Below are 13,361 nucleotides of genomic sequence, written 5' to 3'. Positions count from 1 at the left end.
GGCGAGGCTCTCTAACTTGTCCATGTATGTGAATATCGGCCACAAGGAGAACCCAGGATGCCCGCTCCCCGCACCGTCCTGCTCACCGGCGCCGCCGGCGGGCTCGGCACCCTGATGCGGTCCCTGCTGCCGGAGTACGGCTACACGCTGCGCCTGTTCGACGTGCGCCCCGTCGAGGGCGCGCCGGACGCGATCACCGCCGACCTCGCCGACACGGCGGCGGTGCGCGAGGCGGTGCGGGGCGTGGACGCGGTCCTCCACCTCGCGGGCATCTCCCTGGAAGCCCCGTTCGAGAAGATCCTTAAGGCGAACATCGAGGGCACCTACAACCTCTACGAGGCAGCCCGCCAGGAGGGGGTGCCCCGGATCGTGTTCGCCTCCTCCAACCACGCCGTCGGCTTCACCCCCGCCCCGCGCGCGGGCGAGCCGCTCATCCCGGTCGACACCCCGCGCCGCCCGGACACCTTCTACGGCCTGTCCAAGTCCTTCGGTGAGGATCTCGCCCAGCTGTACTGGGACAAGCACGGCCTGGAGACCGTCTCTGTGCGCATCGGCTCCTGCTTCCCGGAGCCGACCAGCGTGCGCATGCTCTCGGTGTGGATGAGCCCGGCCGACGGCGCCCGTCTCTTCCACGCGGCCCTGACCGCCGAGGAGGTCGGCCACACGGTGGTCTACGGCTCCTCCGCCAACACCCGGCTGTGGTGGGACCTGAGCACCGCGCGGGCGCTCGGTTACGCGCCGCAGGACGACTCCGAGCCGTACGCCGGCAAGCTGATCGCCGAGCAGGGCGAGCTGGACCCGGCGAACCCGGCCCACGGCCACCTGGGCGGGCACTTCGTGAGCGACCCGCCGATCTGGCCGTACTGACCCCGGGCAGGGCGTCCGGAACGAAGGCTCCCGGCGGCGGAAAACCGTCGCCCACGCGCGCGGGCGGGCACCGAACGGGCCCGCCCGCCGCCGTGTCCGGGCATCCGGGCCGCCCGCTCCCACCCCGCAGGACACGGCCTCGCAGGTCCGCGGCGGGCGCCACGCTCGGCAAACGGGCCCACACGGGCAGAAACGGGCCCGCGACAGGCTTGGTCGGTGCCGCGCCCCCGCTGTAGAACTTCCCCCATGGGCCCGAACGGGCAGTCCCACGGGAATGCGGGTGACGACATGAGCACGAGGACGGCCGAGGAGCGCCAGCGCGAGATCGTGCTGGCGGCGCGGGCCACCGGCTCGGTCGACGTCGCCGCGCTCGCCGAGGAGCTGGGCGTGGCCAAGGAGACCATCCGGCGCGATCTGCGGGCCCTGGAGGACCACGGTCTGGTCCGCCGTACGCACGGCGGCGCCTACCCGGTGGAGAGCGCCGGCTTCGAGACGACGCTCGCCTTCCGCGCCACCAGCCATGTGCCCGAGAAACGCCGGATCGCGGCCGCCGCGGCCGGACTGCTCGGGGACGCCGAGACGGTCTTCGTCGACGAGGGCTTCACCCCGCAGCTCATCGCCGAGGCCCTGCCCACCGACCGGCCGCTCACCGTGGTCACCGCCTCGCTGCCGGTCGCGGCCGCCCTCGCCGAGGCCGAACAGGTCTCGGTGCTGCTGCTCGGCGGCCGGGTCCGGGCGGGCACGCTGGCCACCGTCGACCACTGGACGACGAAGATGCTCGCCGGCTTCGTCCTCGACCTGGCCTTCATCGGCGCCAACGGCATCTCCCGCGAGTACGGCCTCACCACGCCCGACCCGGCGGTCAGCGAGGTCAAGGCACAGGCGCTGCGAGCCGCCCGGCGCACCGTGTTCGCGGGTGTGCACACCAAGTTCGGCGCGGTCAGCTTCTGCCGGTTCGCCGAGGTCGGCGCGCTGGAGGCGATCGTGACGAGCACCCTGCTCCCGGCCGCCGAGGCCCACCGCTACTCCCTGCTGGGCCCGCAGGTCATCAGGGTCTGAAAAACAAACCGTCCAGGTCCGAAAATCAAACTCCCCCTCCCCCAGGGGCTCTTCACGCCGAGGAGCGCCCCTTATCTCCCCATACCTCCAGGAGCGACCCATGCGCACCCCGAGCCGACGGAGGCCGCGAGCCACGCTCGCCATGGCCGCCGCGGGAACGCTGCTCGCCCCGCTGCTCTCCGGCTGCTGGGCCGGCGCGGGCGGGACCGGTTCCGGCGGCGACTCCATCAACGTCCTGATGGTCAACAACCCGCAGATGACCGAGTTGCAGAAGCTGACCGCCGCGCACTTCACCAAGGAGACCGGCATCAAGGTCAACTTCACGGTCCTGCCCGAGAACGACGTCCGCGACAAGATCAGCCAGGACTTCGCCAACCAGGCCGGGCAGTACGACGTGGCCACCCTGTCCAACTACGAGATACCGATCTACGCCCGCAACGGCTGGCTGCACGAGATGGACTCGTACGTCGCGAAGGACCCGTCGTACGACGAGAACGACGTGCTGAAGCCGATGCGCCAGTCCCTCACCGCCGACGACGGCAAGCTCTACGGGCAGCCCTTCTACGGCGAGTCGTCGTTCCTGATGTACCGCAAGGACGTCTTCGCGGCGAAGGGCCTCACCATGCCCGCCCACCCCACCTGGCGGCAGGTCGCCGACCTCGCCGCGCAGGCGGACGGCGCGAAGCCCGGGATGAAGGGCATCTGTCTGCGCGGACTGCCCGGCTGGGGCGAGCTGATGGCGCCGCTGACGACGGTCGTGAACACCTTCGGCGGCACCTGGTTCGACACGAAGTGGAAGGCCCACCTGGACGCGCCCGAGTTCGAGAAGGCGACGAAGTTCTATGTCGATCTCGTCCGTGCGCACGGCGAGTCCGGCGCCGCCCAGTCCGGCTTCGCCGAGTGCCTGAACGACATGACCCAGGGCAAGGTCGCCATGTGGTACGACGCCACGAGCGCCGCCGGACTGCTGGAGGCCGACGGCTCACCGGTCAAGGGCAAGCTCGGTTACGCCCCGGCGCCCGTCGAGAGGACCCCGTCCTCCGGCTGGCTCTACACCTGGGCCTGGGGCATCCAGCAGGCCTCCCGCAACCCCGACAAGGCCTGGAAGTTCGTCTCCTGGGCGTCGAGCAAGGGCTATGAGCAACTGGTCGGCCGGACCAGCGGCTGGCCGAACGTCCCGGCGGGCAAGCGGGCGTCGACGTACGAGAACGCCGACTACCGCGCGTCGGCCGCCTCCTTCCAGGAGATGACCAGGCAGGCCATCGAGAGCGCCCGTCCGAACGACCCCGGGGTGCAGCCGCGGCCCGCACCCGGCATCCAGTTCGTCGGCATCCCGGAGTTCACCGACCTCGGCACCAAGGTCTCCCAGGAGATCAGCGCGGCCATCGCCGGACGCCAGTCCGTCGGCTCGGCCCTGAAGAAGTCCCAACAGCTCGCCGAGAAGATCTCCAAGGAGTACGAGGGACGATGACAGCCACGACCACGGCCGCCCTCGCGGCCTCCCCCGCTCACATGGTGAAACAACCCTCGGCCCGGCTGCGCGCCTGGGCCACCCGGGCCCCCCTGCTGCCGGCCCTCGTCTTCATGATCGCCGTGACCCAACTGCCGTTCGTGGCCACGCTGGTGATCTCCTTCTTCGACTGGAACGCCCTCTACCCCAAGGCCCGTCACTTCACCGGCCTGGCCAACTACCGCCAGGTGCTGACCGACGCCGACCTGCGCCAGTCGGTGTGGACGACCGTGCTGCTCACGGTGGCGGTGGTGCTGGCCAGCCTGGTGCTGGGGCTGGTGCTCGCCCTGCTGCTGGACCGGAGGTTCCGCGGCCGGGGCATCGTCCGCACCCTGCTGATCGCGCCCTTCCTGGTGGTGCCGGTGGCCGCGGCGCTGCTCTGGAAGCATGTGCTCTACAACCCTGAATACGGCCTGCTCAATGGGTTGTTGCACTATGTGGGCGGCCCCCAGCCGGACTGGATCTCCCACACCCCGCTGCTCGCGGTCGAGGCCTCCCTGGTGTGGCAGTGGACGCCGTTCATGATGCTGATCCTGCTCGCCGGGCTGCAGAGCCGGGACCAGCAGCAGATCGAGGCCGCGCGGGTCGACGGCGCGAACGACTGGCAGGTCTTCCGCCATCTGACCCTCCCCCACCTGCGCCGCTACCTCGAACTCGGCGCCCTGCTCGGCTCGATCTACATCGTGCAGAACTTCGACGCGGTGTTCACGATCACCTCGGGAGGCCTGGGGACGGCGAACCTGCCGTACACCGTCTACCAGAGCTTCTACCAGGCCCACGAGAACGGCCTCGCCTCGGCGGCCGGCGTGCTGGTCGTCATCGGCTCCATCATCATCGCGACCTTCGCGCTGCGCGTGGTGTCGTCCCTGTTCCGCGAGGAGGTGTCCCGCGCATGACCGCCGTGTCGCGCATACTGCGCCGGAACGGACCGGGCCTCGTGGCCTGGCTGGCCGGGATCGTGTTCTTCCTGCCGATCGCCTGGATGGCCCTCACCTCCTTCCACTCGGAGGCGGACGCGGCGACCAACCCGCCGTCCTTCGCGGCGTCGTTGACGCTCGACGGCTACCGCGAGTTCTTCGGCAGCGGCGGCGGGGCGAGCCCGTGGCCCGCGCTGATCAACTCCACGGTGGCGTCGGTGGTCTCCACGCTCTGTGTCCTCCTCCTGGCCCTCCCGGCGGCCTACGCGCTGTCGATCCGGCCGGTGAAGAAGTGGACGGACGTGCTGTTCTTCTTCCTGTCCACGAAGATGCTGCCGGCCGTGGCGGGCCTGCTGCCGATCTACCTGTTCGCCAGGAACACCGGGATGCTCGACAACATCTGGCTCCTGGTCGTCCTCTACACCTCCATGAACCTGCCGATCGCGGTGTGGATGATGCAGTCCTTCCTCGCCGAGGTGCCGGTCGCCATCATCGAGGCCGCGCGCGTGGACGGCGCCCGGCTGCCGACCATCCTCGCGCGCGTGGTCGCCCCGATCGCCCTGCCCGGCATCGCCGCCACCGCCCTGATCTGCTTCATCTTCAGCTGGAACGAGCTGCTGTTCGCCCGGGTGCTGACGGGCGTGGTCGCCGAGACCGCCCCCGTCTTCCTGACCGGCTTCATCACCAGCCAGGGCCTGTTCCTGGCCAAGGTGTGCGCCGCGTCGCTCGTCATCTCCCTGCCGGTGCTCGCCGCGGGGTTCGCCGCCCAGGACAAACTGGTCCAGGGCCTGTCGTTGGGAGCCGTGAAATGAAGGCCGCCGTCATCGAGTCCGTGGGCCGCGCCGTGGTCACCGAGGTGCCCGACCCGACACCGGGCCCGCGCGAGGTCGTCGTGGAGGTGGCGGCCTGCGGCCTGTGCGGCACCGATCTGCACATCCTCCAGGGCGAGTTCGCGCCCAAGCTGCCGATCGTCCCCGGGCACGAGTTCGCGGGCGAGGTGGTCGGGGTCGGCGGCCAGGTCACCGAGGTCGCGATCGGCGACCGGGTGGCCGTGGACCCCTCGCTGTACTGCTACGAGTGCCGTCACTGCCGCAGCGGCCACAACAACCTGTGCGAGCGGTGGGCCGCGATCGGCGTGACCACGGCGGGCGGGGCGGCCCAATACGCGGTCGCCCCCGTGGCGAACTGCGTGAAGCTGCCGGAGCACGTGCGCACCGAGGACGCGGCCCTGGTGGAACCGCTGTCCTGCGCGGTGCGGGGCTACGACATCCTCAGCAGCCGTCTCGGCGCCCACGTCCTGATCTACGGCTCCGGGACCATGGGCCTGATGATGCTGGAGCTGGCCAAGCGCACGGGCGCGGCGAGCGTGGACGTGGTGGACGTGAACCCGGCGCGGCTGGAGACGGCTCGGCGGCTGGGCGTGTCCGGCTCGGCGGCGAACGCGGACGAGCTGGAGCGGCCGCAGGGCTGGGACGTGGTCGTGGACGCGACCGGCAACGCGGCGGCGATCCAGGACGGCCTGGGCCGGGTGGCGAAGGCGGGCACCTTCCTGCAGTTCGGGGTGGCCGACTACGCGACCCGGGTGACCATCGACCCGTACCGCATCTACAACCAGGAGATCACCATCACCGGCTCCATGGCGGTGCTGCACAGCTTCGAGCGGGCGGCGGAACTGTTCGCCAACGGCGTGCTGGACCCGCAGGTCTTCATCAGCGACCGGATCCCGCTGGAGCGCTACCCGCAGGCGCTGGAACAGTTCGCGGCGGGGGTGGGCCGGAAGATCGTGGTGGTGCCCTGAGCCACTTGGGGGCTGGGTAAGGGAACGGTAAAGCGGTGTCGTTCGTTCACCCGGCATGACAGCTATGACCCCTGGCTCGAACATCCCTCTGTCGGCCGCCCGTGTCACGGTGGACGTGTCCGCGCCCGTGCGGCTCGACGTATCGGGCCTGCTGCTCACGGGCGACGGCAAGGTGCGCTCGGACGACGACTTCATCTTCTACAACCAGCCGACGGGCCCGGGCGTGACCTACACGTCCGGCGGGGGCGCGGCCCCCGACTCGATCACGGTCGACACCCCCGCCGTCCCGCCGGACATCGAGAAGATCGTGGTCACCGCCAGCCCGGACGCGGCCGGCCAGACCTTCCAGGGCGTCGAGCCGACGGCCACGATCCGCGACGCGGACACCGGCGCCGCGCTGGCCACGTTCACCCCGCCCCGGCTCGGCGCGGAGACGGCGCTGGTCGTCGTGGAGCTCTACCGCCGGGGCGGCGCCTGGAAGGCCCGGGCCGTGGGCCAGGGGTACGCCGACGGCCTGGCCGGCATCGCGACGGACTTCGGCGTGACGGTGGAGGAACCGGCCGCGGCGCCCGCGGCCCCGCCGCAGCCGGTGACCCCGCCGGCCCCGCCGATGTCCGCCCCGGCGGCTCCCCCGATGCCTCCGGCCCCGCCCACGCCGCCCGCACCCGTCCCGGGCGCCGGGAAGGTGAACCTGGACAAGGGCCGCGTCAGCCTCCGGAAGAACGAGACGGTGTCCCTGGTCAAGTCCGGCCGCCCGCTGCTCTCGCAGGTGAGGATGGGCCTCGGCTGGGAGCCGGCGTTCCGCGGCGCGGACATCGACCTGGACGCCTCGGTCATCGCGTACGGCCCGCAGCGCAACCACATCGACAGCTGCTACTTCGGCAAGCTGACGATCCTGAACGGCGCGATCAAGCACTCGGGCGACAACCTCACCGGTGAGGGCGGGGGCGACGACGAGGTGATCGTGGTCGACCTCGGCCGCGTCCCCCCGGAGGTCACCGGCCTGGTCTTCACGGTCAACTCCTTCTCCGGCCAGAAGTTCACCGAGGTCGCCAAGGCCTACTGCCGCCTGGTCGACGCGGCCACCGACGAGGAGCTGGTCCGCTTCGACCTGACCAACGCCGAGCCCCAGACGGGCGTCATGATGGCCAAGCTCGTCCGCCAGTTCTCCGGCGAGTGGGACATGACGGCGCTGGGCGACTTCGTCAAGGCCCGCACGGTCCGGAACATGGTGGACCCGGGGGCGAGAGCCCTGTAGCCCCCCGTCGCGACGCAGCCACCGCGCCCTCCGGGGCGCGGGGCCCCCTACGCCCGCAGCCCTTCCGTCAACAGCGCCAGATAGCGCCGGATCTGCGTGCCCTCCCCGTCCGCCAGCTCCGATGCCGTGGCCACCCCGTGGGCCAGGCGCAGCAGTTCGACCGGCTCCAGGTCGGCCCGCAGGAAGCCCTCCGCCCGCGCGGCCTCGATCAGCCGGCCCGCGGCGCCGCGCACGGGCGTCCCGCACGCGGGCAGCGCCGCGGTGCTGCCGTCCGTGACCGCCGAACCGAGCAGCGCCTTCAGTCCGCGCACCTGGATCGTGCCGACGCACAGCTCGTACAGCCACTCCAACAGCGCCTCGCCCGGCGGCAGTTGTGCCGCCAGCTCGTCGGCCCGTGCCCCGAGCGCCTCGATGCGGTCCACGTACGCGGCCTCCAGCAGCGCCTGCCGCGTGGGGAAGTGCCGGTAGAGCGTGCCGGAGCCGACGCCCGCCCGCTTGGCGATGTCGTCGAGCGACGCGCTCTCCCCATGCTCGGCGAAGGCCTGCGCCGCCACCTTCAGCAACCGCTCATAGTTGCGCCGAGCGTCCGCGCGCATGGGCCTGACCTGCGCCATCCAGCTACTCCTCGCCCACCGGGGACTCTCCGCGCATGCTACCGAACGCCAGGTCGGCGTCGACCGCGCCTCGGCGGCACACGGGTGGAGTCGCCGCAGGCAGCCGCGGTGCGAGCGAAGGAATGGGTTACCGCTTCTGCCGCTTCCACGGCCCCGTGATGGCCAGCATGATGCCCGGGGTCTGGATGTTGACGTACAGGGTCCTGCCGTCGGGCGAGAAGGTGACGCCGGTGAACTCGCTGTATTCCGGGGACGCCTCGGTGCCGATGTTGAGTTCGTTGCGGGCGATCGGGTACGTGCGACCGCTCTCGGTGGCGCCGAACAGGTGCTGGACGCCCTCGCCGTCCTCGGCGATGACGAGGCCGCCGTAGGGGGAGACGGTGATGTTGTCGGGGCCGTCGAAGCGGCCGTCCTCGGCGGGGGCGGGGTTGACACCGAGCAGCACCTTCAGGGTGAGGGTGCGGCGCTTCGGGTCGTAGAACCAGACCTGGCCGTCGTGTGCGACCGGGCTCTCCTCGCGGGCGTAGGAGGAGACGACGTAGGCACCGCCGTCGCCCCACCACATGCCCTCCAGCTTGCGGGCGCGGGTGACCTGGCCGGTGCCGAACTGCTTGCGGACGGAGACCGCCCTGGCGTCGCGGTCGGGGACGTCCGCCCAGTCGACGCCGTAGACCGTGCCGGTCCTCGTGGCGCGGGAGAGGTCGTCGACGAACTTCCCGCCGGAGTCGAAGCACTTGAAGGCCTGGAGCACGCCCGCGTCGTCGGCGAGGGTGCGCAGCCTGCCGCGGCCGTGGCGGAAGCCCTCCGGCGGAGTCCAGCGGTACAGCAGGCCGTTGGGACCGGAGGCGTCCTCGGTGAGGTAGAGGTGGCCGCGCCCGGGGTCGGTCACGACGGCCTCGTGGGCGTAGCGGCCGAGTGCCTTGATCGGCTTGGGGTCGCGGCCCGCCCAGCGGTCGGCGGGGTCGACCTCGAAGACGTAGCCGTGGTCCTTGGTCATGCCGTTCTGGCCGGCCTTGTCCTCGGTCTCCTCGCAGGTCAGCCACGTGCCCCACGGGGTGCTGCCGCCCGCGCAGTTGGTGGCGGTGCCCGCGATGCCGACCCTTCCCCAAGCTCTCAACTACGTTCGAGCAGGGGAGACCCCATTGGCCACGTGGTCGCGGCGGACCTCGACCACCGTGCAGCCGCCGGCCGCCGCCGGGTCGTAGACCAGGCCCTCGGTGAGCGGCACCGGGTGGGGCCACTTGGCACGGGGGCCGGCCAGCTCGTGGTTGTTGACGAGCAGGGTGGCGCCGCGCGGGCCGTCGAAGGTGGCGGTGCCGTCGTGGTTGGACGGGGTGAACTCGCCCGACTCCAGCGTGGTGCGGCCGCTGTAGGTGATGACGCAGTACGTGAAGCCCTCGGGCAGGGCGAGGAGGCCGGCCGGGTCGGCGATCAGGGGGCCGTAGCCGACGCCGTGCCGGCCGCGTGCCGCCGTGCCGTCCGCGGCCCCGGTACCGGCCGCGGTCTCGGCCTCGTCCGTGGCGGCGAGGGCGCCGGGGGCGCTGGCGAGGGCGCCGACGCTGCCCGCCAGCGCCACCCCGGCGCCGGTGATCGCGGATGTCCTGGCGAAGTCCCTGCGGGTGAGCGACATGGTGTCTCCTGAGACGGTGGGAGTGCCGTGGAGGGTGGCGTCCTCGGTCCGGCGCCCACGCTCGCGCCCGCTTCTGAACACCGACTGAACACCGGGCGACTTCGAAGCCCTTTGTTCAAGAATCCGTATGCACTGCCCCATGCCGAACCCAAGGGGTTCTTCGGCCGTCGTCAACTCCCTTGCTGGGAACGCGCCTTGAACGCCGCCTTCCGGGCCTCCTTCGCCACCTTCTTGTCCGGGTGCAGCCGCCCCATCGCCTCCAGCACGTCGGCGGTGGCCGGATGCTCCACCCGCCACGCGGCCGCGAAGAACCCGCTGTGCTGTGCGGCCAGCCCCTCGACCAGGGCCTGCAGTTCCTCGGAGTTGCCCTCGGCGGCGAGCTGTGCGGCAACCGTGTCGACGGTCAGCCAGAAGACCATGTCCTCGGACGGCGCCGGCACCCCGGCGGCGCCCTGCTCCGTCAGCCACACCCGGGCGAGGCCGCCCAGCTCCGGATCGTCCAGCACCTCGCGCAGCGCCGGCTCGGCGTCGCCGCCGATCAGCGACAGAGCCTGCTGGCAGCGCAGCCGGCGCAGCGGCGCGCCCTCGTCGCCGCCGCGCGCGGCGGCGAGCAACTCCCGTGCCGCGACCAGCGCTTCACGCCGCGTCAGCCACTGTTCGGTCTCGGCCTGGGCCGCCGACGGCCCGAATCCGGCCGTACCGTCGAGCAGCGCGTCCGCGCCCTTGTCGGCCAGTTCCCCGACGACCGGCGCCTCGAACCCGGCGTCCAGCAGCCGCGCCCGCAGCCCGTACGCGCCGAGCGGGGTGAGCCGGACCATGCCGTAGCGGGAGACGTCGGTGTCGTCGACCGGCTCCGCCGGTTCCTCCTCGGCGTCGGCCATGAGGGCCTCGTCGACGGGCTGGTACTCCACGAGCCCGACCGGCTCCAGCACCCGGAACTGGTCGTCCAGCCGCATCATCGCGTCCGAGACCCGCTCCAGGACGTCGTTGGTGGGCTCGCCCATGTCGTCGGGGACGATCATCGAGGCGGCGAGGGCGGGCAGCGGGACGGGACCGTCGCCGGGGCCGTCCTCACTCACGGTCAGCAGGTAGAGGTTGCCGAGGACGCCGTCGAGGAATTCCGCCTCGGCCTCGGGGTCCCAGTCGAGTGACGAGAAATCGACCTCGCCGCCCTCGTCCAGCGCACCGACCAGATCGTCCAGGTCGGGCACGGCGGCGTCGGCGAGGACGGTCTCGACGGCGGCGAGCCACACGGTGAGCACGTCGTGCGGGGAACCGCCGGTGAGCAGCGTCAGTTCCTCCCCCGCCCGGACCGTCCCCTCCTCCTCGTCCACGATCTCGACCAGCCCGGTGTCCACCGCGACCCGCCAGGCCTCCCCGGCGTGGGCGGCGGCGTCGTCCCCGGTCAGTCCGAGCAGTTCGGCGGCGGCCGGAAGCTGCTCCTCGGCCAGTCCGCCGCCGGCGTCCACACGGGTGTCGGGTCCGGCCCAGCGGGCGAGGCAGGCGGCGCGGGAGAGCAACGGCGTGGACAGCGCGGCGCGCGCCAGCTCCGCTTCGGGACGCAGCCGTACGGGCGGCAGGGGGGAGCTGTCTGACATCGGCTGGTTCTCCTCGGACCGTGAACGGGCTCGACCGCTCAGCCTAGACGGATTTCCACCCATGCCGCCCGGTTCATCTCCCCGTCGGCCGCCGTACATGGCTGAAACCTTGACAACTCCCTTGCGCAAGCTGGAGATTGACGCGCGTAGAAGTTGGGGGGACAACTGTTCACTCGGCTCTACGCGTGTCACGGAGGGCGACCGGTCCCCCACGCTCCCGATCCGCCCGTGCCCCACCTCGTCCCGGCACTTCGTCACATCCCCGGAGGGATCCCTTGCCGAGCAGGTCTTCCGCGCGCCTCGCCGCGCTCACCGTCGCCGCCGTCTGTTCCGCCGCGTCCGCCGTGGTGCTCACCTCCCCCGCGCACGCCGACTCCGTGCGCATCCACGACATCCAGGGCACCACCCGGATCTCGCCGCTCGCCGGTCAGAAGGTGACGGACGTGCCGGGCATCGTCACGGCCACGCGCACGTACGGCTCCTCCAGAGGCTTCTGGATGCAGGATCCGAACCCGGACGACGACCCGCGCACCAGCGAGGGCGTGTTCGTCTTCACCGGCTCCACGCCGAAGGTCGCGGTCGGCGACTCGGTGACGGTGACCGGCACGGTCTCCGAGTACGTCCCGGGCGGCACCTCGTCCGGCAACCAGTCCCTGACGGAGATCACCAAGCCGACGGTCACCACGGTCTCCACCGGCAACCCGGTCCCGGCGCCGGTCGTGATCGACGCGAGGTCGGTCCCGAGCCGGTACACCCCGGCGGGTGACACGGCCGCGAACGGCTCGGTCAACGGCCTGCCGCTGCAGCCGTCGACGTACGCCCTGGACTACTACGAGTCCCTGGAGGGCATGAACGTCCAGGTCGCCGACGCCCGCGTGGTCGGCCGCACCGACCCGTACAGCGAGCTGTGGGTCACGGTGAAGCCGCACGAGCACCGCAACCGCCGCGGCGGCACGGTCTACGGCTCCTACGACTCCCAGAACACCGGCCGGCTCCAGATACAGTCGCTGGGCGCGACCGCCGACTTCCCGAAGGCGAACGTCGGCGACACGCTCACCGGCACCACCACCGGCCCGCTGGACTTCAACCAGTACGGCGGCTACACGCTGGTCGCGAGCAGGCTCGGCACGCTGCGGAGCGGCGGCCTGGAGCGCGAGACCACGCGCAGGCAGTCGGGCCGCGAGCTGGCGGTGGCGACGTACAACGTCGAGAACCTCGACCCGTCCGACCACACCTTCGACCAGCACGCCGCCGCGATCGTCAACAACCTCCGGTCGCCGGACATCGTGTCCCTGGAGGAGATCCAGGACGACAACGGCGCCACCGACGACGGCACCGTCGACGCGAGCGTCACCGTGAACAAGCTGATCGACGCGATCGTCGCGGCGGGCGGCCCGAAGTACGACTGGCGCTCCATCAACCCGGTCAACGACCAGGACGGCGGCGAGCCGGGCGGCAACATCCGCCAGGTGTTCCTCTTCAATCCCGCGCGGGTGTCCTTCGTGGACCGCGCGGGCGGCGACTCCACCACCGCGGTCGGCGTCACCAAGGTGAACGGCAAGGCGGAGCTGACGGCCTCGCCGGGCCGGGTCGACCCGGCGAACGCGGCCTGGAAGGACAGCCGCAAGCCACTGGCCGGCCAGTTCGTCTTCCACGGCAAGACCGTCTTCGTGATCGCCAACCACCTGGTCTCCAAGGGCGGCGACCAGCCGCTGACCGCGCAGTACCAGCCGGTGACGCGCAGCTCCGAGATCCAGCGCCACGCGCAGGCCACGGCGGTGCACGCGTTCGTCATGGACATCCTGAAGGTCCAGAAGAACGCGGACGTCCTCGCGCTCGGCGACATGAACGACTTCGAGTTCTCCGGCACGGCCAAGATCCTGGAAGGCGACGGCGAGCTGTGGTCGGCGATCAAGTCCCTGCCGAGGAGCGAGCGTTACACATACGACTACCAGGGCAACGAGCAGGTCCTGGACCAGATCCTGATCAGCCCGCGGATCCGGCGCGACGGCGACTTCGCGTACGACAGCGTGCACATCAACTCGGAGTTCAACGACCAGATCAGCGACCACGACCCGCAGGTGCTGCGCTTCCGCCCGTAAGTTCAAGG

General features: G+C 71.3%; 10 protein-coding genes and 1 pseudogene. 8 read left to right on the top strand and 3 right to left on the bottom strand.

All coding sequences use genetic code 11. The features are described 5' to 3' along the window. The first annotated feature begins 57 nt into the window (after window positions 1-57). The 7 genes from ACZ4MF_RS03190 (at window position 58) to ACZ4MF_RS03160 (ending at window position 7,409) form a co-directional block, all read left to right on the top strand. Window positions 58-867: an NAD-dependent epimerase/dehydratase family protein gene (locus tag ACZ4MF_RS03190; RefSeq protein WP_356030976.1), complete on the top strand. Its 810-nt coding sequence runs from the start codon at window positions 58-60 to the stop codon at window positions 865-867. Between the two features lie 288 nt (window positions 868-1,155). After that, window positions 1,156-1,926, top strand: coding sequence for a DeoR/GlpR family DNA-binding transcription regulator (locus tag ACZ4MF_RS03185; protein ID WP_356036475.1), 771 nt, complete (start codon window positions 1,156-1,158; stop codon window positions 1,924-1,926). A 100-nt stretch (window positions 1,927-2,026) separates the two neighbouring features. Further along, window positions 2,027-3,397: an ABC transporter substrate-binding protein gene (locus ACZ4MF_RS03180; protein WP_467489256.1), complete on the top strand. Its 1,371-nt coding sequence runs from the start codon at window positions 2,027-2,029 to the stop codon at window positions 3,395-3,397. Further along, on the top strand, window positions 3,394-4,332 hold the full coding sequence (locus tag ACZ4MF_RS03175) for a carbohydrate ABC transporter permease (protein ID WP_467489254.1): 939 nt from the start codon (window positions 3,394-3,396) through the stop codon (window positions 4,330-4,332). The genes ACZ4MF_RS03180 and ACZ4MF_RS03175 overlap by 4 nt, the downstream gene beginning before the upstream one ends. Next, on the top strand, window positions 4,329-5,165 hold the full coding sequence (locus ACZ4MF_RS03170; RefSeq protein ID WP_467489252.1) for a carbohydrate ABC transporter permease: 837 nt from the start codon (window positions 4,329-4,331) through the stop codon (window positions 5,163-5,165). The genes ACZ4MF_RS03175 and ACZ4MF_RS03170 overlap by 4 nt, the downstream gene beginning before the upstream one ends. Next, on the top strand, window positions 5,162-6,151 hold the full coding sequence (locus tag ACZ4MF_RS03165) for a zinc-dependent alcohol dehydrogenase family protein (RefSeq protein WP_467489250.1): 990 nt from the start codon (window positions 5,162-5,164) through the stop codon (window positions 6,149-6,151). Before ACZ4MF_RS03170 ends, ACZ4MF_RS03165 begins: the two co-directional genes overlap by 4 nt. Window positions 6,152-6,215: 64 nt before the next feature. Continuing rightward, entirely contained in the window at window positions 6,216-7,409 is a 1,194-nt protein-coding gene (locus ACZ4MF_RS03160) for a TerD family protein (protein WP_467489484.1), read from the top strand. Window positions 7,410-7,456: 47 nt separating this feature from the next. On the opposite strand, the gene ACZ4MF_RS03155 is transcribed toward ACZ4MF_RS03160, so the two are convergent. From ACZ4MF_RS03155 to ACZ4MF_RS03145, 3 genes and pseudogenes are all read right to left on the bottom strand, one after another. Further along, window positions 7,457-8,023, bottom strand: coding sequence for a TetR/AcrR family transcriptional regulator (locus ACZ4MF_RS03155; RefSeq protein ID WP_467489248.1), 567 nt, complete (start codon window positions 8,021-8,023; stop codon window positions 7,457-7,459). A gap of 127 nt (window positions 8,024-8,150) precedes the next feature. Continuing rightward, window positions 8,151-9,653: pseudogene (locus ACZ4MF_RS03150) on the bottom strand (alkaline phosphatase PhoX). A 170-nt stretch (window positions 9,654-9,823) separates the two neighbouring features. Next, the gene (locus tag ACZ4MF_RS03145; protein ID WP_467489246.1) at window positions 9,824-11,251 is read right to left on the bottom strand and encodes a hypothetical protein; all 1,428 of its coding nucleotides are present in this window, start codon (window positions 11,249-11,251) and stop codon (window positions 9,824-9,826) included. Between the two features lie 275 nt (window positions 11,252-11,526). On the opposite strand from ACZ4MF_RS03145, the gene ACZ4MF_RS03140 reads away from it, so the two are divergent. Continuing rightward, a complete protein-coding gene (locus ACZ4MF_RS03140; protein ID WP_467489244.1) occupies window positions 11,527-13,353 on the top strand; it encodes an endonuclease/exonuclease/phosphatase family protein in 1,827 nt (608 codons plus the stop codon). Window positions 13,354-13,361 lie beyond the last annotated feature (8 nt).

The organism is Streptomyces sp. NPDC025793 (assembly GCF_055558375.1).
This window is presented reverse-complemented; position numbering and strand designations above follow the sequence as displayed.